The 22,036-nt window shown below is 50.1% G+C and carries 18 protein-coding genes and 1 other annotated feature; of the genes, 16 read left to right on the top strand and 2 right to left on the bottom strand.

The genetic code is table 11. The annotated features are described in order from the left end of the window. Positions 1 to 71 precede the first annotated feature (71 nt). The 6 genes from EDM55_RS01185 to hfq all read left to right on the top strand — a co-directional run bounded on the left by EDM55_RS01185 (position 72) and on the right by hfq (position 8,286). Positions 72 to 1,340: a putative amidoligase domain-containing protein gene (locus EDM55_RS01185; protein WP_246070791.1), complete on the top strand. Its 1,269-nt coding sequence runs from the start codon at positions 72 to 74 to the stop codon at positions 1,338 to 1,340. 77 nt (positions 1,341 to 1,417) lie between these two features. Next, positions 1,418 to 4,009: a DNA mismatch repair protein MutS gene (gene mutS, locus EDM55_RS01180; RefSeq protein ID WP_092266755.1), complete on the top strand. Its 2,592-nt coding sequence runs from the start codon at positions 1,418 to 1,420 to the stop codon at positions 4,007 to 4,009. A gap of 24 nt (positions 4,010 to 4,033) precedes the next feature. Continuing rightward, positions 4,034 to 6,103, top strand: a complete 2,070-nt coding sequence (mutL, locus tag EDM55_RS01175; protein ID WP_122959434.1) for a DNA mismatch repair endonuclease MutL — start codon at positions 4,034 to 4,036, stop codon at positions 6,101 to 6,103. A 175-nt stretch (positions 6,104 to 6,278) separates the two neighbouring features. After that, entirely contained in the window at positions 6,279 to 7,064 is a 786-nt protein-coding gene (locus tag EDM55_RS01170) for a class I SAM-dependent methyltransferase (protein WP_092266757.1), read from the top strand. After that, positions 7,061 to 8,020, top strand: a complete 960-nt coding sequence (miaA, locus tag EDM55_RS01165; protein ID WP_092266758.1) for a tRNA (adenosine(37)-N6)-dimethylallyltransferase MiaA — start codon at positions 7,061 to 7,063, stop codon at positions 8,018 to 8,020. Before EDM55_RS01170 ends, miaA begins: the two co-directional genes overlap by 4 nt. A 29-nt stretch (positions 8,021 to 8,049) precedes the next feature. Further along, a complete protein-coding gene (gene hfq / locus EDM55_RS01160) occupies positions 8,050 to 8,286 on the top strand; it encodes an RNA chaperone Hfq (protein WP_092266759.1) in 237 nt (78 codons plus the stop codon). 117 nt (positions 8,287 to 8,403) lie between these two features. Here the strand turns inward: hfq and EDM55_RS01155 are convergent, their stop codons facing one another. Together EDM55_RS01155 and EDM55_RS01150 are read right to left on the bottom strand one after the other, a co-directional pair. After that, a complete protein-coding gene (locus EDM55_RS01155; RefSeq protein WP_122959581.1) occupies positions 8,404 to 9,627 on the bottom strand; it encodes a multidrug effflux MFS transporter in 1,224 nt (407 codons plus the stop codon). 43 nt (positions 9,628 to 9,670) lie between these two features. Next, positions 9,671 to 10,144 (bottom strand): MarR family winged helix-turn-helix transcriptional regulator, encoded by a 474-nt coding sequence (locus tag EDM55_RS01150; protein ID WP_122959433.1) that lies wholly within the window; start codon positions 10,142 to 10,144, stop codon positions 9,671 to 9,673. A gap of 166 nt (positions 10,145 to 10,310) precedes the next feature. On the opposite strand from EDM55_RS01150, the gene infC reads away from it, so the two are divergent. The 10 genes from infC (at position 10,311) to ileS (ending at position 21,999) form a co-directional block, all read left to right on the top strand. Beyond that, complete coding sequence (gene infC / locus EDM55_RS01145; RefSeq protein WP_122959580.1) at positions 10,311 to 10,799, top strand: translation initiation factor IF-3; 489 nt, start codon at positions 10,311 to 10,313, stop codon at positions 10,797 to 10,799. Between the two features lie 110 nt (positions 10,800 to 10,909). Then, entirely contained in the window at positions 10,910 to 11,668 is a 759-nt protein-coding gene (locus tag EDM55_RS01140; RefSeq protein ID WP_122959432.1) for a DUF4184 family protein, read from the top strand. 178 nt (positions 11,669 to 11,846) lie between these two features. Then, positions 11,847 to 12,803, top strand: a complete 957-nt coding sequence (locus tag EDM55_RS01135) for an AAA family ATPase (RefSeq protein ID WP_246070792.1) — start codon at positions 11,847 to 11,849, stop codon at positions 12,801 to 12,803. 99 nt (positions 12,804 to 12,902) lie between these two features. Then, positions 12,903 to 13,091: an alpha/beta-type small acid-soluble spore protein gene (locus EDM55_RS01130; protein ID WP_092266763.1), complete on the top strand. Its 189-nt coding sequence runs from the start codon at positions 12,903 to 12,905 to the stop codon at positions 13,089 to 13,091. Between the two features lie 150 nt (positions 13,092 to 13,241). After that, on the top strand, positions 13,242 to 14,534 hold the full coding sequence (hflX, locus tag EDM55_RS01125) for a GTPase HflX (RefSeq protein ID WP_092266764.1): 1,293 nt from the start codon (positions 13,242 to 13,244) through the stop codon (positions 14,532 to 14,534). Between the two features lie 8 nt (positions 14,535 to 14,542). Further along, positions 14,543 to 15,823, top strand: a complete 1,281-nt coding sequence (locus tag EDM55_RS01120; RefSeq protein ID WP_122959431.1) for a methionine gamma-lyase family protein — start codon at positions 14,543 to 14,545, stop codon at positions 15,821 to 15,823. Positions 15,824 to 16,026: 203 nt separating this feature from the next. Continuing rightward, positions 16,027 to 16,437, top strand: a complete 411-nt coding sequence (locus EDM55_RS01115; protein WP_092266766.1) for a MerR family transcriptional regulator — start codon at positions 16,027 to 16,029, stop codon at positions 16,435 to 16,437. 35 nt (positions 16,438 to 16,472) lie between these two features. Continuing rightward, positions 16,473 to 17,807 (top strand): type I glutamate--ammonia ligase, encoded by a 1,335-nt coding sequence (gene glnA, locus EDM55_RS01110; protein ID WP_092266767.1) that lies wholly within the window; start codon positions 16,473 to 16,475, stop codon positions 17,805 to 17,807. Positions 17,808 to 17,975: 168 nt separating this feature from the next. Continuing rightward, on the top strand, positions 17,976 to 18,518 hold the full coding sequence (locus tag EDM55_RS01105; RefSeq protein ID WP_092266768.1) for a hypothetical protein: 543 nt from the start codon (positions 17,976 to 17,978) through the stop codon (positions 18,516 to 18,518). Between the two features lie 74 nt (positions 18,519 to 18,592). Further along, positions 18,593 to 18,848 (top strand) — a binding site (T-box leader). A gap of 73 nt (positions 18,849 to 18,921) precedes the next feature. Then, positions 18,922 to 21,999: an isoleucine--tRNA ligase gene (ileS, locus tag EDM55_RS01100; protein ID WP_122959579.1), complete on the top strand. Its 3,078-nt coding sequence runs from the start codon at positions 18,922 to 18,924 to the stop codon at positions 21,997 to 21,999. Positions 22,000 to 22,036: the final 37 nt, after the last annotated feature.

Genomic DNA, 22,036 nt, shown 5'->3' with positions numbered 1-22,036 from the left:
GTAGCTTCGAGACTCACTCTTTTCTGGGCGCATACATAGGATAATGCAGAAGAACGAGGGGGAGTGATGGCATGCCTGCACGCAAGCATCAGGGAGAACAAGTGCTGCCACAGATGACAGCGAATGCCAAGGAAGCCGTCGAATTCTTGAAGCGTCCGGAAGTTGGTCGATGGCTGCTGCGTCTGGCAGGTATTCCCGTAACAACAGGCAAAAGCTCCCTGCCAGGCTGGCGCACCTATCAGGTCTGCCTGTATCAGGAGCATGTGCTGGATATGGTTCGCAGTTCGGAGAGTCCGCACTGGCTATTGCAAAAGCTTGCTGATCCCGAGCTGGAAACAGTCGTTCTCCCCTCGGCGGAACCCGAGATCAATCTCGTAAAGAGTGTTGCTGCGCGAAGTCTGTATGCTGCAGGAATTGATGCGGGTCAAGTGACGATCATGGCCGCATCGGCTCATCGTGCGAAAGTCGTCCGCGTTGACCCGGATTGGCCATTGAAATCCGTGGATCTATTCGTTGAGAAAGCGGAGAAGTGGTGGAATTCAAAAATGGCAGCGCAACCCCAAGAGCTTTCGGCAATGGGGGCGGACCCCGAGTTTGCTTTGCGCAAGCCTGAAGGTAGTATGGCGCTTGCCTCCGACTTTCTAAAGGTAAATGGAATCGTCGGCTGTGATACGACAAGATACAGGGAAGAGCTAGCCATGCATCAGCATCCTGTGGCAGAGCTGCGGCCTGCTCCATCTGAAGATCCGGATGAGCTGTTCTTTCATGTGCACGACGCCTTAAAGCTGGCTGGCAAAAAAATAAACAATCGACATATTGAATGGCTAGCTGGGGGAATGCCTTTTCCAGGCTATCCAATTGGCGGGCATATTCACTTTGGCGGCCTGACTCCGACCTTTTCCCTGCGCCGAAAGCTCGACGCTTATTTAGCGATTCCGCTGGTTCTGATCGAGGACAGTGGATGTCGCCAACGGAGGAAGCGGTACGGATTTCTGGGAGATGTTCGGGAGAAAGAATACGGCTTTGAGTATCGTACATTGCCAAGCTGGCTGGTGCACCCGGATGTGACCAGGGGATTGCTGCATCTGGCGCATTTGGTCGTGTCGTGCCAGCATGAGCTGAAGGCAGCTCCGCATCTTCAGCTTCCAGTCATTAAAGCATACTATCGCGGGGATAAAAACTACCTGATCGAATACGTGCTTAAAATTTGGAAGGAGCTAAAAACGCTGCCCGGGTACACGCTTTCCCGAACCCATCTGGATCGCTATTTTACGTATTTGCTCTCCACAGAATTCTGGCCGGCAACGGAAGACTTGCGCAAGTCTTGGGGGTTTGTCTAGGTGCCCGACACAGTTCAACATTGGATGGAAAACATGATATAATAGCAGACGAGATTGGTAGCTAGGAGAAGAAAACAATGACTGCATATACACCGATGATTCAACAGTATCTGGCGATCAAAAAAGATTATCCGGATACTTTCTTATTTTTTCGCTTAGGCGACTTTTATGAACTGTTCTTTGATGATGCTGTTTTGGCTTCCCGCGAGCTGGAGATTACACTTACAGGTCGTGAAGGCGGCGGTACAGAGCGTATTCCGATGTGTGGCGTACCTCATCATGCGGCCGACACCTATATTGCCGAGCTGTTGAAAAAGGGCTATAAAATTGCGGTTTGCGAACAAGTAGAGGACCCGAAGGAAGCAAAGGGCGTGGTCAGACGAGAAGTGACTCGTGTGGTCACGCCTGGAACGATGATGGAGGGCAAGTGGCTGACGGACAAGGAAAACAACTACATGGCCGCTGTCGCAGAGCTGGACGGACGTACGGGAATCGCTGCGTGCGATATGAGTACGGGAGAGATGTATGTGACGTCGCTTGTGGGTCATGGCGAGTCCGTGATCGACGAAGCGCTGCAGTATCGTCCAAAAGAACTGGTTTTTTGCGGCCTGGCTACGATCCCCAAGACAGCCCTGCCCCATACTGTACTGGATAGAAACGAGATCGATGCCTTTGCGGTAGATGTCCAGTACCAGGAGCAGGCAAAAGAGCTTGACGCCGTGATGCGTACAGCAGTCAACGCCCTGCTAGGTTACATAGGCACGACGCAAAAACGCAGTCTTGCTCACATGCGGCTGATCAAACGCTACGATGCCAGACAGTACTTGCAGATGGACGGCTTTTCTCGGCGCAATCTGGAGCTGACCGAAACCATCCGGGACAAGTCCAAAAAAGGATCGTTGCTTTGGCTGCTGGATCGTACGGAGACGGCGATGGGAGGCCGGCTGTTGCGAAGATGGATCGAGAGGCCACTCCTTCGAGCGAACGAGCTGCAGGCACGACTGGACGCAGTGGAAGCTTTGAAAGGCGATTTGCTGCTTCGCTCCGATGTCCGAAGCTGCCTGGACAGGGTATATGATCTGGAGCGTCTCGCAGGACGCATTTCCTATGGAAACGCCAATGCCCGCGACCTCATTCAGCTGCGCTATTCACTCGAAGCTGTTCCAGAGCTGAAGCTTCTATTGAAGGAAACGAAGTCACCGGTGCTTGCGGATTTGGCAGCTGGAATGGATAATTGTGCAGATATCGTTCAATTCCTGCAAAGTGCATTGGTCGATGATCCCCCCATTTCCGTACGTGAAGGTGGGATGATCCGAACCGGCTACGATGAATACTTGGACAAGCTTCATTCGGCAAGTCGAGACGGAAAAACGTGGATTGCACAGCTGGAACAGGGGGAGCGCGAAGCTACCGGAATTCGTTCCTTGAAGGTGGGCTTTAATAAAGTCTTTGGGTACTACATCGAAGTTTCCAAATCCAATATTGCCAATGTTCCTGCGGGACGCTATGAGCGCAAGCAGACGCTGGCAAATGCGGAGCGGTATATCACACCTGAGCTGAAAGAACGAGAGGCATTGATTCTTGAAGCGGAAGAAAAGATGATCGAGCTGGAATATCAATTGTTTTCCGCGGTTCGATCCGAGGTGGCACAGCACATTCCGCGCTTGCAAGGGCTGGCTGAACGAATCGCCTCCGTCGATGTTCTGCAGTCATTTGCCACTGTCAGTGACGAGCGTGGTTACGTGCGCCCCGAGCTGACGGAGACGGGTGAGTACGTCATTACCGAAGGACGACATCCCGTTGTTGAAGCCGTGCTGGAGCGGGAGAAGTACGTTGCCAATGACGCGCGAATGGATCAGCAGCAGCGGCAGGTTCTTTTGATTACAGGTCCCAATATGGCGGGGAAGAGCACGTACATGCGGCAAATTGCGCTGATTACCGTGATGGCGCAGGTCGGTTGCTTCGTACCAGCCAAGTCAGCCAAGCTGGCACTCGTAGATCAGATCTTTACCCGCATTGGCGCAGCTGATGATCTGGCAGGCGGACACAGTACGTTCATGGTCGAAATGCTGGAGACGAAGCATGCTCTGCAAAAGGCGACGTCCCAAAGTCTGATTTTGCTCGATGAGATCGGTCGAGGCACTTCTACCTACGATGGTATGGCGCTGGCGCAAGCAGTGATCGAGTACATCTGCCAAAAGATCGGGGCAAAAACGCTGTTTTCCACGCATTATCACGAATTGACGAGTCTGGAAGAGACCATGAGCGGGGTCGTAAACGTGCACGCTCGCTGCGAGGAACGAGATGGCAAGCTTCTGTTCCTGCACAAAATTGAGGAAGGTCGAGCCGATAAAAGCTACGGGATTCATGTGGCAGAGCTGGCGGAGATGCCTGTTTGGGTCATCGAGCGGGCGCGGAGCATTCTCACGGGATTGGAAGCTGGCAGTACAAGTGCAGCGGCAGCGGATATGCAAATGTCGCTCGACATGCTCTGGACAGCACCTGCACCTGTGCCAGCTGCGGTAGTCAAGGAAGAGCCGACCCCCCTGCTCACTGCAGAAGAAGAAGCGATCCTGGCAGATCTTCGTGAGCTGGACCTGAATCAGACAACCCCGATGGACGCCATGCTGAAGCTGTTTGCTTGGAAGCAACAGCTGAAAAAAGGATAGGAAACAGGCGGAAAGGAGGAGCCCATGGGAAAAATTCAAGTGCTGGATGAACATCTGGCGAACATGATCGCAGCTGGCGAGGTAGTAGAGCGTCCAGCTTCCGTCGTAAAGGAATTGGTTGAGAATGCGATTGATGCGCAGGCGACAACCATCGAGGTCCATATCGAGGAAGGCGGGCTGGAGTTGATCCGCATCGTCGATAATGGTCAGGGAATGGATCGGGAGGATTGCCGTCTCGCATTTGAACGCCATGCGACAAGCAAAATCCAATCTGCACGTGACTTGTTTCGGATCCGTACGCTCGGTTTTCGCGGGGAGGCTTTGCCCAGTATCGCGGCAGTATCCCGCATGGAGCTCACCAGCAGCCTTTCCAGCAGTCAGGTCGGAACACGCGTGATCAATGAGGGTGGGCATCTCGGTGAGCTTACCGATGTGGCATCAGTAAAAGGAACGGAAATTTGTGTACGCAGCCTGTTTTTCAATACACCTGCGCGCTTGAAATACATGAAGTCGATTGCTACAGAAGTCGGGCATATTTCCGACTACGTCAATCGTCTCGCATTGACCCATCCGCAGATCGCTTTTACTTTGACTCATAATGGCAAGAGCTTGCTGCAAACATCTGGCGATGGCAAGCTTTTGCATGTAATGGCCGCGATCTACGGGGTACAGGTCGCCAAGCTGCTGTTGCCCGTCTCGGGGGAAACGCTCGATTTTCGCTGGAGCGGCTTTGTCTCCAAAACGGAAGTGACACGGGCGAATCGTTCGTACCTGTCTACACTAGTGAATGGAAGATACGTTCGCAGCTTCGCATTGAACAATGCGATTATGCGCGGCTACCATACGCTTTTACCGATAGGCAGGTTTCCCATCGTCACTCTCCAGATCGAGATGGATCCTACGCTTGTGGATGTCAATGTGCATCCTGCAAAACTAGAGGCGCGTTTCAGTAAGGAAGATGAGCTGTGCCTGGCGATCGAGCAGTCTGTGAGAGGAACCTTGCGGCAAGGACTTGGAATCGTCAGACCGATGGTAACGGCTCCAAAAGCTAAGGTAGTCACACAGGTTGTCCAGCCTCAGTTTGATCTACAGCTTCCAAAGCCAGCCGTATCGCTTTCACCCACTTTGGAAGCAAGCCCGCGTTTGCAGGAATGGATGGCAAAGCAAAGCCAGCAGCGAGAACGTTTGCCAGAAGTGCCGCCTGTCGCAGGCCAGACAGCCGCGATAAAGGAAGCGCTGGCAGGCTATGATAACAACGAGCAAAGAGTGGAACAAGATACACTGTGGGAAGTAAAATCGGAGCAGCCCTCGTCACCTCCCGTAACAAACCTAGCTCCCGTCTCATTTGCTGAGAGGGAAGGACAAAACGGAGAGCTGACTTCCGTTGCTTTGTTTACAGAAGGAAGCGAACAGGGGCTTTCCCTTCAAGAGGATACTGATCAAACCATCCAGCCGCGCAAGGAAGAGCTCACGAAGAGTGAGAGCATGGACAGCGAGGAATCGGCAGTACCTCTGCTATATCCGGTCGGGCAGGTCCACGGGACTTACATCGTTGCGCAAAACGACGAAGGGATGTACTTGATCGATCAGCACGCGGCGCAGGAGAGGATATTTTACGAATACTTTATGGCCAAGCTGGAAGAGGAAGGCATCTCCAGTCAGATCATGCTGTTTCCCCACACGGTGGAGGTAACGACAGCCGAAGCGAACAAGCTGGAAAAAAGGCTGCCTCTATTGCAATCGTTTGGCTTGGAAATGGAGTCTTTTGGAGGACGCACGTACATCGTGAGAGCACACCCGCATTGGTTCCCCGAGGGCGCAGAGATAGAAGTGATCGAGGAGTTGATTCAGTTCGTACTCGAAACAGGGGAGAGCATGCAGGCAAATGTCGTGAAAATGCGCGAAAAAGCAGCGATCCTCATGTCTTGCAAGGCTTCTATTAAAGCGAACCGCTACTTAACCCATGCAGAGATGGAAAGCCTCTTGAATCAGCTGCGGGAAACGAGCAGTCCCTTTACCTGTCCGCATGGCCGCCCGATTGTGATTCATTTCTCCGGCTATGACCTGGAAAAAATGTTCAAGCGGGTTATGTAAAATCGCAAGGAAATCAGCTTTTTTATCATCCTCAGGACCCATATCCTGGGGATTTTTCAAACCGGAGAAGCCGACAGTTTAGAAAAGAATTTGTTTGACTCTCCAATTTAATCCTGCGTACAATAAAAGAGTTTCCGTCCACCTGGGACAGACATTTGAGGAGTAGAAACGACACATGATTGTAACCACCGGGCTTGCGCCTTGTTTGGAAACCCTGCACCATGCAGCAAAACTGGCTGAGCGGTTTGGCCAAACGATTACCAAGCGTGGAGATTTATCGCTAAACGAGCTGCGAAGACGATCTGGAGACGATGAAGTTCTTGTCGTGTCGGCGCTAGGTGCGCGTCTGGAAGTGCCGGGGAAAAAGCCATTCTTTTTTCATCCGAACACTTCTGCTTTTCGTATAAAGCGGCTAGTGCGAGGCGATACTGATACTATGCTTGCTGCTTGCCAAATTCAACCAGGCGACCGTGTCCTAGATGCCACCTTGGGTCTGGGAGCTGATGCCATTGTATTTGCACATGCTACGGGTGTGGAGGGACAAGTCGTGGGTATCGAGTCAGAGCGGGTTCTGGCCATCTTAGTAGAAGATGGTTTCCAGCACTGGTCGTCTGACGATCGGGCATTGGAAGAAGCGATGCGACGCATTGAAGTTCAATGTGGAAACCATCTGGATGTTCTGAAGGGACTGCCCGATGGCTCGTTTGATGTCGTCTATTTCGACCCGATGTTTGAGATGACAGTCCACAGCTCCACGGGAATTGCCGGGATTCGCGAGTACGCGAATGCGGAGATGCTGCGTGAGGAGGCGATCTCCGAAGCGCTGCGTGTAGCCAAAAAACGAGTGGTAGTAAAAGAAGGCAAAACAGGGCGATTGTACGAGCGGTTTGGCTTTACCCCATTTCGCTCACGCGGCCAGCAGGTCGTGTACAGCTACAAAGAGATAGGTGGAGGGGAGTGACCTTGCACAAGAGAGAAAAGCTTGTTGTCATTATTGGCCCGACAGCCGTTGGCAAAACGGATCTCAGTCTGGAGCTGGCCGAACAGTTTGACGGAGAGATTATTTCCGGTGACTCCATGCAGGTCTACCGCGAAATGGATATCGGCACAGCAAAAGCGTCGCCACATGAGCTGGCACGTGTGCCTCATCATTTGATCGATATTATTTCTCCGCGTGACGAATATTCTGTTGCCCAATTTCAGGAAAGTGCCACACGATTGATCACCGAGATCAATCAGCGCGGACATTTGCCATTTATCGTGGGTGGAACGGGTCTGTACATAGAATCGGTAACCCATCGCTTTCAATTCTCACAAACCTCGCAGGATCCAGAGTTTCGCGATCGCCTGCAAAGACTGGCTGACACGGAAGGCGTGGAAGCGCTTCATGCCAGGCTTGCACAGGTGGACCCGATCACTGCACAGAGACTTCATCCGAATGACGTCAAGCGAGTGATTCGCGCTCTCGAAATCTACGAGAGCAGCGGGTACAAAATGTCCGATTTTCAATTGCGGGCGCAGCACTCGCCGTATGATTTAGTCTTCATCGGCCTGACGATGGATCGGGATGTCCTTTATCAACGAATTAACCATCGGGTGGATCTGATGATCGAGGCAGGGCTGGTTGAAGAGGTCAGGGGCTTGCTCGATCGCGGATACGAAGCTTCTCTTGTCTCGATGCAAGGATTGGGATACAAAGAACTGGTTCCGTATTTGTATGGTGAAATTACATTGGAAAAAGCGGTAAATGACATCAAGCAGCGAACTCGACATTTTGCAAAGCGGCAGCTTTCTTGGTTCCGGCGCATGTCTGAAATTCAGTGGTTTGATATGACGGACCCGGAGCAGAGGCCAAACAACGTGCAAACTATCAAGCAGATATTGGCAGGAAAGTTTCAACAATTGCCGAATATATAACATACAAGTCCTTTTAGGGGGTAATGTACATGAAACAGACGATCAATATTCAAGATACGTTCTTGAATCATTTGCGGAAAGAAAACATCGCGGTCACCATTTACCTGGTGAACGGATTTCAATTACGTGGGTACATTAAAGCGTTCGATAATTTCACAATTGTGATTGATAGCGAAGGCAAGCAGCAACTGGTTTACAAGCATGCAATTTCTACTTTCACACCGCAACGCCCGGTTTCTCTGATGTCTCAAGAGAACAACCAATAAAAACGAACGGTAATTCCGAAAGCCTGGATCTGATCAGTCCAGGCTTTTTTTCTTGCCAAAAAAGCGGACACAGGATTCTCATCCTTGCCCGCTCTAAAGCAATAGGGAGAGCTATCTTCAAGCTTTGCGACGAATCATGAACACGTAGCAGAGAGTCGCGCCGATTGTCGTGGCTGCAATCACAAGGCCCATCGGAACCGCTGTGCTGCTTCCACCTAATCCTACGAGTGGGGCAACGATTCCACCGCCGATAAACGAAATCAAGCCCTGGAGTGCGGATGCGCTGCCTGCCGCTTTGCTCTGATTGGCCATGGCCAGCGAGAAGCCAGTCGCACCGACGATTCCTACGCATGAGACAGTGAAGAATAATGGTACAAGTACGGCAAACAATCCTGCTCCGAGGAGGATCATCGCCAGTAAAGTGATCCCAGCAATTGCAGCGATGGAAATGCCCGTGACGAATAGCTTCGTTTCTTTAACTTTCCCTGCCAGCTTGCCGGTAATTTGGCTCGCAATGATGATCCCAATGCCATTGACGGCGAAGATCACGCTGAACATTTGCGGAGATACTCCGAAAATCTCCTGGAAGACAAACGGAGAACCGGAAATATAGGCAAACATCGCTGCAGTCACCAGTCCCTGGGAGAGAGCATAGCCCATGAACGTACGATCCTTCAGAAGGTTCTTAAATGTCGTCAACGTATTGCCCAAACCGCCTTTGGAGCGCTTTTCCGCAGGGAGTGTTTCCGGCAATCCAAACATGACGGTGAAGAACATGATCACACCGATCAAAGCAAGCACGACGAAAACCCCGTGCCAGGATGTCACCTGGAGCAGCTGCCCGCCAACAATCGGAGCTGCGATCGGAGCGATCCCATTGATCAGCATCAGCAGGGCAAAGAATTTGGTCAGTTCTGTCCCAGCATACATATCGCGGACGGTAGCGCGTGCAATCACGATACCTGCTGATCCTGCCATTCCTTGAACGAGGCGCAGCAAGAGGAATGTCCAAATCGATGGAGCAACGGCGCAAAGAAAGGAAGACAGCGCGTATAATACCAGTCCGAACAATAAGGGCTTGCGACGTCCTTGGACATCACTCAGAGGTCCTGCAAACAACTGGCCGACCGACAAACCGATCAGGCAGGCAGTCAAGCTCATCTGTGCCATTGAGGTTGTTGTCTGTAAATCCGGCTCGAGCATAGGCAGTGCAGGCAAGTACATATCCAGCGATAAAGGGCCAAATGCGGAAAGCGAACCGAGAATGGCCGCAATCCCCAGTCTTCGCGATCGACTGACAGAAGATTCCGGTGTTTCCAAGCTTTTAGCGAGATTGTTCAAGTAATTGTTCAAACCTTTCTGTTATAAATTGCGCCGGCTTGCTTCATTCTTGTGCATCACCTGATCGCTTTTCACTGTACTCAAGCTGGAAGGCCTCCAAATCAGTGTGCAGACGTGTAAGCATATTCCGTAACAGGGCGGTTTCCTCGTCTGTGAAATTCTCAAAACATCGCGTCTCGAGCAGCTGCAAAGCTTCCTTCACGGCTCTCGTCGCTACTTTGCCTTTTTCCGTCAAGTACACCCGCGACACACGTTGATCGTTTGGGTCTGCTTGGCGAGTGACAAGGCCGGACTTCTCCATTCGGTTAATCATCACAGTCAATGTGGCAGGCTGAACGTTCATGCTGCGTGCCAAATCCTTTTGCATCATGCCGCCATGACGGTAAAGGCGCATAAGCAAAGGAGGCTGTCCTGGATAGACATCGTATTTTTGAATGAGTAGGTCAAGATTGTGTCGATGCAGCTTCATAACATGACCCGTAATATGGGTTAAGGCATTTACGTAATCAAATTCCAAGACGATTCCTCCAGTTACTTAGCTGGCTAACTAAGCGTAATGTAAATGATTCTCATTGGCATGTCAAGAGGTAAGCAAGCAGTGGAAAGCTTGCTTCATACATCCTTCCGCAAATGGTACAATCATCATTATAGTGGACATCAGGAAGGACCGGGTGAAATAAATGTTGATTATGAATGAAAAGATTAAAGCTTCTGAAGTAGCGCTCACAGGTGTAAATGGAGAAGATTTGGGGATCATGTCGACAAAAGAGGCACTGCAGCTAGCGAAGGAGCAGAAGGTAGATCTGGTATGCCTTTCCCTGGCGAGCAGTCCCCCTCCGTGCCAATTGGTTGGTCGGACCGATTTCAAGCAACAGGCAATCAAGGAAAGTGCGAAAAGCCGCAAAGCAGAAAAAGGGCCGAAGCTTAAGGAAATTCGCTTGAGCGCATTTATTGAGGAGCATGATTACGATACCAAGAAGCGCCAGGCAGAGCGCATTCTGACTTCGGGAGACGCGGTGCAGCTGCTCGTTCGATTGGAGAAAAAAGAGAGTCAGGAAGCCAAGCAATTGATCGAGCAGCTTGTGCGGGAGTTAAAGCACTGTGGGGTACAGGAGAAAGGCATACAAGTAAGCGGCAAGCAAGTAATCGCTTTATTGGTGCCAACCGCTTAAAGGAAGCAGCACTCGACTGAGGATATTGTGCCTTTGTCGGGTGTTTTTTGATAACCGTATCCGATCCTCATGCATGAGCGTCCTTAATTGAAAAAAAGGTGAGGTTTCTCATGCCATTTACTTTTGCTCATCCAGCGATTGTCCTTCCTTTGCGTCACTCCCGATATTTTCACTTTCCTGCGTTAGTCGCAGGCAGCATGGCGCCGGACTTTGAATATTTCTTTCGCATGCAGGCTTTTAGCACATACAGCCACACACTGCTCGGCATCTTTGTTTTTGATCTGCCGCTAGTGATGGCTCTGTGCCTGTTGTTTCGTCATGTGGTAGAAGCACCGCTTTTTACGTGCCTTCCCAGGGGTGTCCAGATGCGGCTCCAAAAGAGAGAGGCGTACCAAAGCAAACACCCCTTGTGGATTAGCGGGCTGATCTTTGTGTACTCCGCACTGCTCGGCATCGTAAGTCATTTGCTCTGGGATTCCTTCACGCATCAAGGAGCTTGGGCAGTCACTTCCTTTCCGCTGCTTCTGTCTCTGATTGAGGTGGGAGAGATTGCTTTTCCGGTGTATAAATGGCTTCAGCATGGCAGTACCCTCATCGGAGCAACGGCGATAGCGCTAGCTGTATGGCGAGTAAAGGAGGTAAGTACCGCTTTCCCTGAAGGAAGCGAGGTTTCGCTTTCGACCAAAGCCTGGTATTGGCTGAGTATTGTGCTGGCAGGGGGTGCTGCCGCTTCTATACATTTGCTGACCTTCGCCGAGCCGCTTAGCGGGAAGCAGCTTTTGTCTGGCGTCGTACCGTTTCTATCAGGCAGTCTGCTTGGGTTGGTCGTTGTCTCCTGGGTGTTCAACAGGCTGGCATGGAAAAAATAGGGCAGGTTTACCTGAATCATGAGTATACTAATGTATGACGAAGAGGCAGGCGAACAGGGGGGAAAGCATGGTTACCCCAACTTCGCGCTGCTCCAACCAGGACGAATCAGGCTGCCCCTGAAAAGAAGGCATAGTCCGACAACTACACTCAATCTAGAGCGATTGGTGGGTGATAAATTTGAAGCAATTGGAGAATAACGTGATCTTTGAGTCAAGCTCAGCCACAAGCACGGCAAATCGCATTCAGGTAGTATTCAAAAGGGAAATGCCTCAGACGACTTCGACATCGCCCACTTTGCAGGAGAGTATCAGTGCTTCGGCTTCTACCGAGCTGCAGAATCTGTTTGATGAGCTGGAAGGATTAATCGGCCTCCAAGAAGCAAAGAAAACCATATACGAGATTTACGCGTTGCTTAAAATCAACAAGGAGCGGGAAAGACAAAATCTGAAGACAGAAAAGCAAGTGTTTCACATGGTGTTTAAAGGAAATCCGGGGACAGGCAAGACGACGGTGGCACGCATCTTCGGAAAGATCCTGCGTGAAATGGGAATATTGAGCAAGGGGCATCTGACCGAGGTAGAGCGTGCAGATTTAGTGGGAGAATTTATCGGACACACCGCCCAGAAAACACGGGACTTGGTGAAAAAAGCGATGGGTGGGATTCTCTTTATCGATGAGGCCTATTCGCTGGCGCGTGGCGGTGAAAAGGATTTTGGAAAAGAAGCGGTGGATTGCTTGACAAAAGCGCTTGAAGATTCCAACAAGGATTTTATTTGCATCATTGCGGGCTACACCGATGAGATGGATAGTTTTTTAGAATTAAACCCGGGCCTGCCGTCTCGTTTCCCCATTCACATCAATTTTGCCGACTACACGGTTGACGAATTGTTAGAGATCGCGAATCTGATGGCAAAGAACAAAGATTTTGAGCTGACCAGAGGAGCGGTGGAAAAAATCAGGAGATCGATCATGGGGATCATAACCGATCCTTTCCAGATGAATTTCAGCAATGCCCGCTATATTCGTAATTGCATTGAAAAAGCGATTCGAGTCCAGGCGATTCGATTGCTGCGGAACAATGAATTTCGCCGCGAAGACTTGATGAAATTAAAGCCTGAGGACTTTTCCCTTTAGTCTTCAGGTTTTCCAATTGATGAGGAAAAAGAGTTCATAATGGCTCCACTTCATGAACATACTAACTTCAGAACCAAACACAACCAAGAGGTGAATTTCATGGCACGTTCTAACCGTCTCATCAATCAGCAAGCGGAAGCGGTTCTTGACCAGCTCAAAAACGACATCGCACAAGGGTTTGGAGTTTCACTGGGTGGAGAGACATCTTCACGTCAAAATGGATCTGTAGGCGGCGAAATGACCAAGAGATTAGTTCAATACGGTGAGCAGCATATCTCTCGAGTATAAAGAGCAAGATTTCCATAGCGGGCAGGTAGGAGAGAACCAACCATTAGATATCAGGTTGGTTCTTTTGTATTCGTGAGGATTAGGAAGGGTGTACCTCGTCACGAGCAAGGGGAAAATGTGGTATGATAGGGGAAGAAAGGGCGTGAATCGGTGAACGAAATAATCAAAACAAAGGAAACCGCCATCCTGGTGGGGTGCCTTATCGATAACCGTGATGAGGAACGGATGCGTCTCTCGATGGAAGAGCTGGCGGAGCTGGCTGATACGGCAGGCGTAGAAGTGCTGGATGTCATCACGCAAAACAGGGATAGAATCGATCCGGCCTGGTACTTGGGTACGGGGAAAATCGATGAACTCGCGCAGCGGGCAGAAGAGCTCGATGTCGATGTCGTTATTTTCAACGACGAGCTTTCTCCGAGCCAGACGCGAAATCTTGACCGGATTTTTGACTGCAAGGTGATTGATCGTACGCAGCTGATTTTGGACATTTTCGCCGGACGGGCGCAATCTCGCGAAGGGAAAATTCAGGTCGAGCTTGCCCAATACAACTATCTGCTCCCTCGATTAGCAGGGCAAGGCAAGCAGCTCTCCCGTCTGGGTGGGGGAATTGGTACGAGAGGTCCAGGTGAATCCAAGCTGGAGAGCGACCGTCGTCACATCCGCAGAAGGATTACAGAGCTGAAGCAGCAAATGGAAGATACGGTTCGCACCAGACAGCTGCATCGGGAACGCCGCAAGAAAAACAACGTCTTTCAGGTGGCGCTGGTGGGCTATACCAATGCTGGCAAGTCCACGATTCTCAATCAGTTGACCAACGCAGGTACCCTGCAGGAAGATAAACTGTTTGCAACGCTCGATCCAACGACTCGCCAGTTGGAGCTTCCGAGCGGCATGGAGGTTTTGCTGACGGACACGGTTGGCTTTATTCAGGATTTGCCGACGAGCTTGGTCGCCGCTTTTCGCTCCACCCTGGAGGGGGTAAAGGAAGCCGATTTGATCTTGCATGTCGTCGATAGCCATCATCCTGATTTGCAAATTCACATGCAAGTGGTCGATCGGATCTTGCGTGAGCTGAAGGCGGAGGAGATTCCGCAGCTGGTTGTTTTCAACAAGGCAGATGCCATGGCAGAAGGCACGTATTTGCCACCCGCGGATGAGTGGATTTTGATCTCCGCGATGCGCCAGGATGATTTGAAACGGCTGTTAAAACGAATTGAATCCTATGCCCTCGAGTCTTTTAACGAGATGACACTGAAAGTACCGGTCTCGCGTGGGGATATTCTGTCGCTGCTCCATCGGGAAGGTGTCGAGATGCAGCAGCATTTTGATGAAGAGGAAGAGGCGTATCAGGTTACGGTTCGGGTCAATCGATCGAATCCAATCTACGGCAAGATTGCCCCTTTTCTCCTCGATAAACCAGAGACTGTCGAAGAAAGTTGGTAAGATAACAGATGTTCCAATATTTTTCCCATGGCGAGAAGCTGCGTCCTCTCGTCGCTGAAGTAGAAGCAACCATTTCCGAAAGGCATAGACAGATCGCAGCCCTTGTCGATACGAATCAACTCAAGGTGCTTCGTTCTTTTCAAAAGCATGAAGTAAACGAATTTCACTTTTCTCCTTCAACCGGCTATGGCTACGATGACTCAGGTCGAGCTACACTGGAATCCATCTATGCGGATGTATTTGGCGGGGAAGCTGCACTGGTTCGACCTCATATCATCTCGGGCACGCACGCGATCGCCATTTCGCTGTTCGGGATTTTACGTCCAGGCGATGACCTGCTTTACATGACAGGCAAACCCTACGATACCCTCGAAGAAGTCGTCGGCGTGAGGGGAGAGGGGCAAGGCTCCCTGAAGGACTACGGAATCGGTTACAGCTATGTCCCGTTGACTGCAGAGGGCGAGATTGATTTTATGGCTGTGGCAGATGCCATTACGCCGAAAACAAAAGTAATCGGTATTCAGCGCTCGCGCGGGTACGCAGATCGTCCGTCGTTTACCATTGCAAAGATTCAAGAAATGATTCGGCTGGTCAAAGAAATGAAGCCAGATGTGGTCGTCTTCGTGGATAACTGCTATGGAGAATTCACGGAGGAACAAGAGCCGCTCCATGTTGGTGCAGATATCATGGCGGGCTCGCTGATCAAAAATCCAGGGGGCGGTCTGGTAAAAACAGGCGGGTACATCGTTGGCCGTCAAGACCTCGTGCAGCTCGCCTCTTACAGAATGGCTGCCCCAGGCATTGGCGCTGAAGGTGGGGCATCTCTGTATTCTTTACTTGAAATGTTCCAAGGGTTTTTCCTGGCCCCGCACGTCGTCGGTGAGGCTTTGAAAGGCGCCGTGTTTTCATCCGCTATGCTGGAGAGATTGGGCTTCAAAACGAACCCACTCTGGCATGAGCCGCGTACGGATTTGATCCAGTCCGTGGAGTTTGGCTCCGCAGAAAGACTGATTGCTTTTTGCCAAGGGATTCAGAAGGCTGCACCCGTAGATTCGCACGTCACGCCGTATCCCAGTGAAATGCCGGGATATGCGGACCCTGTGATCATGGCAGCTGGAACCTTTATTCAGGGAGCGAGCATTGAGTTCTCGGCAGACGGTCCGATTCGCCCTCCGTACCTGGGCTTTGTCCAGGGCGGGCTGACATATTCTCACGTCAAGGTGGGGATTCTGACAGCACTGAACGGACTGTTGGAAAAGGATTTGCTCGAATTGCCAACTATAGAATAAGCCAGATCGCGATACGCCAAGCTAATCGAGTGGCGTATCGCGATTTTTGTGTATGAGGCAGGTTTTCACGTAATCAACTGACTGGAGAAATCGTTTTCAAATTTGCCATAACTTGTTGTGTAACTTTCCCTAACATCTGTTGACAGGATTTATGAACTTGCATAGAATAGGGGTAAGGAATAACAAGTGAGGAGGGACAAGTCATGAGTGATGACATTCGTCGAAATATGGCCCTCTTTCCCATTGGGATCGTCATGAAATTGACGGATCTTACTGCGAGGCAAATTCGCTATTATGAACAAAACGAGCTCATTCAGCCAGCCCGCACCGAAGGGAAACAGCGCCTTTTCTCTTTCAATGATGTGGATCGATTGCTGGAAGTGAAAGCACTGATTGAAAAAGGTTTGAACATTGCTGGCATCAAGCAAGTATTGCAGATGCAAGTGCCTATTGAGAAGCCATCTGAAATTACGGTGACCTCAGAGGCGAAGCGCAAGGAAATGACGGAAAAAGACTTGCATCAGCTTTTGAAACAGCAAATCATGTATCGCAATGCTTCTCGTCACGGCGAGGATGCATTGATACGTGGGGAGCTTTCCCGCTTCTTCCACTGATATAGAGCTTTACCTAGAGACAGGAGGAGAGAAATGTGAGCAAGTACACAAGAGAAGACATTATGCGTTTGGCTCAAGAAGAAGATGTAAGGTACATCCGCCTGCAGTTTACCGACCTGATGGGGGTAATCAAAAACGTAGAAATCCCTCTGTCCCAGCTGCCTAAGGCACTCGACAACAAAATGATGTTCGACGGATCTTCCATCGAAGGTTTTGTTCGTATCGAGGAATCCGATATGTACCTGGTACCAGATCTGGATACTTGGGTCGTATTCCCTTGGGGCAATGAGCACGGTAAAATCGCTCGCCTGATCTGTGATATCTTCAATCCTGATGGTACTCCATTTGAGGGGGACCCGCGCTACATCCTGAAGCGCGCTCTGAAAGAAGCGGAAGAAATGGGCTTCAGTGCGTTTAACGTCGGCCCAGAACCTGAGTTTTTCCTGTTCAAACTGGATGAAAAAGGCGAACCAACTCTCGATCTAAATGACCAAGGTGGATACTTCGACTTTGCTCCACTCGATTCCGGTGAAAACTGCCGCCGCGATATCGTACTGACGTTGGAGAAAATGGGCTATGAAGTAGAAGCTTCTCACCATGAAGTAGCTCCAGGTCAACATGAGATCGACTTCAAATACGCAAATGCTCTGCAAGCAGCAGACCAAATCCTGACCTTCAAGCTCGTTGTAAAAACCATTGCGCAAAAGCATGGTCTACACGCGACCTTCATGCCAAAACCTCTGTACGGGGTAGCTGGTTCCGGTATGCACGCCAACCAATCTCTCTTCCGTGGAAACCAAAATGCTTTCTACGATGAGACTGATGAAATGGGCCTGAGCCAAACCGCGAAACACTATCTGGCTGGTATTTTGAACCATGCTCGCGGATTTACTGCGATCACAAACCCGCTGGTAAACTCCTACAAACGTCTGGTTCCGGGCTACGAAGCTCCTTGCTATGTAGCGTGGTCAGCGAAAAACCGTTCTCCGCTGATTCGTATTCCAGCATCCCGTGGAATGGGTACTCGTATCGAAGTACGCAGCCCAGACCCAGCAACCAACCCTTACCTCGCTTTGGCTGTGATGCTGAAAGCAGGTCTGGATGGAATCAAGAACAAGGTAGAGGTACCACCAGCGATTGACCGCAATATCTACGTGATGAACGAGCAAGAGCGCGAAGAAAACGGTATTTCTAACCTGCCTGCTACTTTGAAAGAAGCGATCGAGTGCCTGAAATCTGATCCAGTGATTTGCGAAGCGCTGGGTGAGCATGCTCTGCTGCACTTCATCGAAGCAAAAGAAATCGAGTGGGATATGTTCCGCACACGCGTTCACGCATGGGAGCGCGAGCAGTACATGAGCACTTATTAATTAGCCAAACCCCTTGTGCCACTAGGTGCGAGGGGTTTTTCTCTCTGTTTGGGGAATTAACTCCCTCGTTGCATATAGGTTAACTTTCGATAGCAGACAGCCATTTGCAATTGGCTTAGTATGAAAATGCCCATTGTAAGAGCTTGTATTGTTCGTTGGTGGAACGCCGTGTGCGATGAAAGTCGCCCGCATGGTGTAGGCTCGTCCGAAAACCGCACAAGGTTAGGCGAGAATAGCGAAGATGAAGAAGCTCCTTCTTTAACAGATGACGTGGAGGTGAGCATTCGCCCAGGTGGCAATGCCGTTCAGATTACGGCGAGCTTTAACGAGGACATAAAAGGATTCCGGCTGCAGTACGTCAGCTTGAGCGACGGAGTTTACAATGATTTTGACATCACAGATTTGGATGTTGGAATCGGCACGTACAAGTGGACAGAAGACGGTGACGATCACGTGACGTCAACGGTGACCAAGGATACGGAGCCGAATGGCAGATTTGAAATTTACAAATTCGAACGGCCAGATGGATCATTTTACGAATTATGGCTAGACAATCAGGGAAGCACCATCTCCATCATTTTCAGTACGCCATATGGCCTCGAGGATGACACATTCCGTTCTTATGTTGAGATGCTGATTGCCGATTTTTCCACCCACTTGATGGTAACAGATGAGGCTGGCAATACCTCGAGCGATCTGCTGCACGAATAGTAGACGAGACTTTCAAAAAGAAATTTGACAACGAATAAAAAGTGTTGTAAAAATGATGTAACCAATTGAACGAATCAAATTCATTGACGAGAAAGAGTAAGCTATTTCCTTGTTCCCCAGAGAGTTGGCCATGTGCTGAAAGCCAACGTTCAAGATGTAGCCGAAAATCCTCTCCGAGAAGGAAGGCTGAAGCGTGCAAGTAAGCTGACCCGGGATCCCGCCGTTAAAAGGGACGCGTATGATGGTACGTAGTAGAGTGCTGAAAAGTCATGGCTGCCATGATCTTTTTGGAACAAGGGTGGTAACGCGAGAGTAAATCTCGTCCCTTTTAGGGGGCGGGATTTTTTTGTTTTTTTCGGGCCCATCTTCCATCACATTTCATTTAGGAAAGGATGGCAGTCAGATGAAAAGTGTTGATGTGAAAGAAAAAGCGAGGGCTCGTGAGCTCAGGGTTTTGCACCAATGGAGGCAGGAAAATACCTTCCAAAAATCAATCGAAAATCGGGCGGGGAAACCCAATTTTGTATTCTACGAAGGTCCGCCAACAGCCAATGGACAGCCACACATCGGTCATGTCCTTGGTCGGGTCATCAAGGATTTCATCGGTCGATATAAAACGATGGCAGGGTATCGGGTTGTCCGTAAAGCTGGCTGGGATACGCATGGACTGCCCGTAGAACTTGGGGTGGAAAAGCAGCTGGGGATTTCGGGTAAACAGGAGATTGAAAACTACGGAGTAGAGAAGTTCGTAGAAAAATGCAAGAGCAGTGTATTTGAATACGAAAGGCAATGGCGCGAGCTGACAGAGGGGATTGCGTACTGGACGGATATGGATAATCCCTACATTACGCTAACCAATTCCTACATCGAGAGTGTTTGGCATATCCTGTCCGAGATCCACAAAAAGGATCTGCTGTATAAAGGACATCGCGTGAGCCCCTATTGCCCGGATTGTCAGACGACGCTAAGCTCGCATGAAGTAGCACAAGGCTATGAAGACGTGAAAGACCTGAGTGCGACCGTGAAGTTCCGCAGTAAAAAGAATAGCGACATCTTTCTTGCGTGGACGACGACACCTTGGACACTTCCCGCAAATGTGGCTTTGGCGATCAACAAAGATCTCGACTATGTACGTGCACAGAAAAATGGCGAAGTGTACGTGGTAGCCAATAATCTGGTGGAGTCCGTCATGAAGGATGATTTCGTCATCTTGTCTACGCATAAAGGTGCAGAATTCATTGGGACTCCGTACGAACCACCGTTTGCCTATATCCATGTAGATAAAGGCCATATAGTAGTGGATGCAGACTACGTCAGTGATAAAAGCGGTACGGGTATTGTCCATACGGCCCCAGCTCATGGGGAAGACGATTACCGGACAATACGCCAGCATGACCTGGATTTTGTCAATGTGGTTAACCTGGCTGGACGTTATACCGATCAAGTCACAGATTTTGCTGGACGCTTTGTCAAAGAGTGTGACGTAGACATCGTGAAAGACTTGGCTCATCGTGGCTTGCTATTTTCAAAGGAGCGCTATGAGCACAGTTACCCGTTTTGCTGGCGCTGCAAATCTCCGTTGCTCTATTACGCGATGGAGAGCTGGTTCATTAAGACGACGGCAATTAAAGAACAGTTGATCGAAAATAACCGAAAAATAGAGTGGTATCCGGGGCATTTACGAGACGGCCGATTCGGCAAATTTCTTGAGGAACTGGTAGACTGGAACATCAGTCGCAACCGTTATTGGGGAACCCCGCTCAACATCTGGCTCTGCCAGGATTGCGGATGTGAGTATGCACCCGGAAGTATAGACGAACTGCGCCAGAGGGCAATCGAACCGGTTGATGAGAGCATAGAGCTGCATAAGCCTTTTGTGGATGCGGTAAAGCTGCGCTGTTCCTGCGGTGGTACGATGGAAAGAACGCCAGAGGTCATTGATGTGTGGTTCGACAGTGGGTCGATGCCTTTTGCTCAGCACCATCATCCGTTTGGCAATGAAAAAGACTTTCAGGAGCAGTATCCGGCTGACATGATTTCGGAAGGGATTGACCAGACGAGAGGATGGTTTTTCAGTCTGCTGGCGGTATCCACGCTCTACAATGGCAAGGCACCGTACAAAGCTGTCATTTCAACCGGTCATGTACTGGATGAGAACGGTCAGAAGATGTCCAAAAGCAAGGGGAATGGGATCGATCCGTGGGAAGTAATCGATGAGTTCGGTGCGGATGCGTTTCGCTGGGCTCTCTTGTCAGACAGCGCTCCTTGGAGCAGCAAGCGGTTTTCCAAACGCATTGTAGCGGAGGCGAAGTCAAAAGTCATCGATACGATCCAAAACATCCACGCCTTTTATGCCATGTACGCCTTGCTAGATCAATATACTCCCACGCCTGATCAGCAGGCAGCCACTAACGAATTGGACCGCTGGGTGCTATCCCGATTGAATTCTACCTTGCTGCAGGTGGAGAAAGGTTTTGAGACGTACGATTTTATGAACCCGGCAAAAGAGATAGAAGCGTTTGTGGATGACCTGAGCAACTGGTACATCAGACGTTCCCGTGATCGTTTCTGGGGCACCGAGATGACGGAAGACAAACGATCTGCCTACCAAACCCTGCATCAAGTTCTTGTGACCCTAGCTCAGATGATTGCTCCGTACACGCCTCTGATTGCAGATGATATCTATGGCAACCTGGAAGGAGGACAGAGCGTCCATTTGTCCGACTATCCAAAGGCGAACACGTCTGCCATCGATACGAACCTGGAGCAGGAGATGGAAATGGCACGGCAGGTTGTCGAGCTTGCGCGAAACATCCGAAATGAAACGGGGATCAAGACACGCCAGCCATTGGCAGAGCTTTTGCTGACCACGGAACGGGTGTTTCCGCTCGATCGCTTTGCTCCCATCATCAAAGAGGAAGTCAATGTGAAAGAAGTTAGAATGGAAAAAAGCGAGGCTGGCTTTGTTTCCTATCACTTCAAGCTGAATCTAAAACAGGCAGGGAAAAAATACGGCAAGCTCGTAGCGACGATCCAGGAATTATTGAAGGGACTGACTGATACAGAGGCTGCGCAGGTAATGGCAGAAGGAGGTGTGAACCTCACTGCAGAGGGAGAGAAGGTGCGAATTCCTTTGGATGAATTGCTGGTCGAAAAGCAAGGGAAGCGAGGATTTGCATCGGCTTCGGGCTATCAGCTGCAAGTCGCTTTAAATACGATGCTTACAGAGGAACTAAAACAAGAGGGTCTCGTCCGGGAAGTGATTCGTGTGATCCAGGACTATCGCAAGAAGCTCGATTTACCGATCGAAAAAAGGGTGTCCCTCACACTGGATGCAGATGAGCTAGTGAGAGAAGCGATCGAGCGATTCAAGCAAGTGCTTTGGAAAAGTGTATTGCTTGCTGAATTACGCTATGGGAATGAGCAGGATATGGAAACATTCTATTTAGGTAATACCAGCGTACGTTTGCGTATCGAATAGTAGAGGAAGCTATATCGAATCAAAAGCGACAAGCCGA

Source organism: Brevibacillus centrosporus (assembly GCF_003710815.1).
GTDB lineage: Bacteria > Bacillota > Bacilli > Brevibacillales > Brevibacillaceae > Brevibacillus > Brevibacillus centrosporus.
The sequence above is the reverse complement of the archived record's forward strand: the minus strand, read 5'-3'. Positions and strand labels throughout refer to the sequence as shown.

What these genes read in the sequence shown, in the direction of transcription:
- EDM55_RS01185 (WP_246070791.1), top strand. Translation starts at nt 72, where the DNA reads ATGCCTGCACGCAAGCATCAGGGAGAACAAGTGCTGCCACAGATGACA.
- mutS (WP_092266755.1), top strand. Translation starts at nt 1,418, where the DNA reads ATGACTGCATATACACCGATGATTCAACAGTATCTGGCGATCAAAAAA.
- mutL (WP_122959434.1), top strand. Translation starts at nt 4,034, where the DNA reads ATGGGAAAAATTCAAGTGCTGGATGAACATCTGGCGAACATGATCGCA.
- EDM55_RS01170 (WP_092266757.1), top strand. Translation starts at nt 6,279, where the DNA reads ATGATTGTAACCACCGGGCTTGCGCCTTGTTTGGAAACCCTGCACCAT.
- hfq (WP_092266759.1), top strand. Translation starts at nt 8,050, where the DNA reads ATGAAACAGACGATCAATATTCAAGATACGTTCTTGAATCATTTGCGG.
- EDM55_RS01140 (WP_122959432.1), top strand. Translation starts at nt 10,910, where the DNA reads ATGCCATTTACTTTTGCTCATCCAGCGATTGTCCTTCCTTTGCGTCAC.
- EDM55_RS01130 (WP_092266763.1), top strand. Translation starts at nt 12,903, where the DNA reads ATGGCACGTTCTAACCGTCTCATCAATCAGCAAGCGGAAGCGGTTCTT.
- EDM55_RS01120 (WP_122959431.1), top strand. Translation starts at nt 14,543, where the DNA reads ATGTTCCAATATTTTTCCCATGGCGAGAAGCTGCGTCCTCTCGTCGCT.
- EDM55_RS01115 (WP_092266766.1), top strand. Translation starts at nt 16,027, where the DNA reads ATGAGTGATGACATTCGTCGAAATATGGCCCTCTTTCCCATTGGGATC.
- ileS (WP_122959579.1), top strand. Translation starts at nt 18,922, where the DNA reads ATGAAAAGTGTTGATGTGAAAGAAAAAGCGAGGGCTCGTGAGCTCAGG.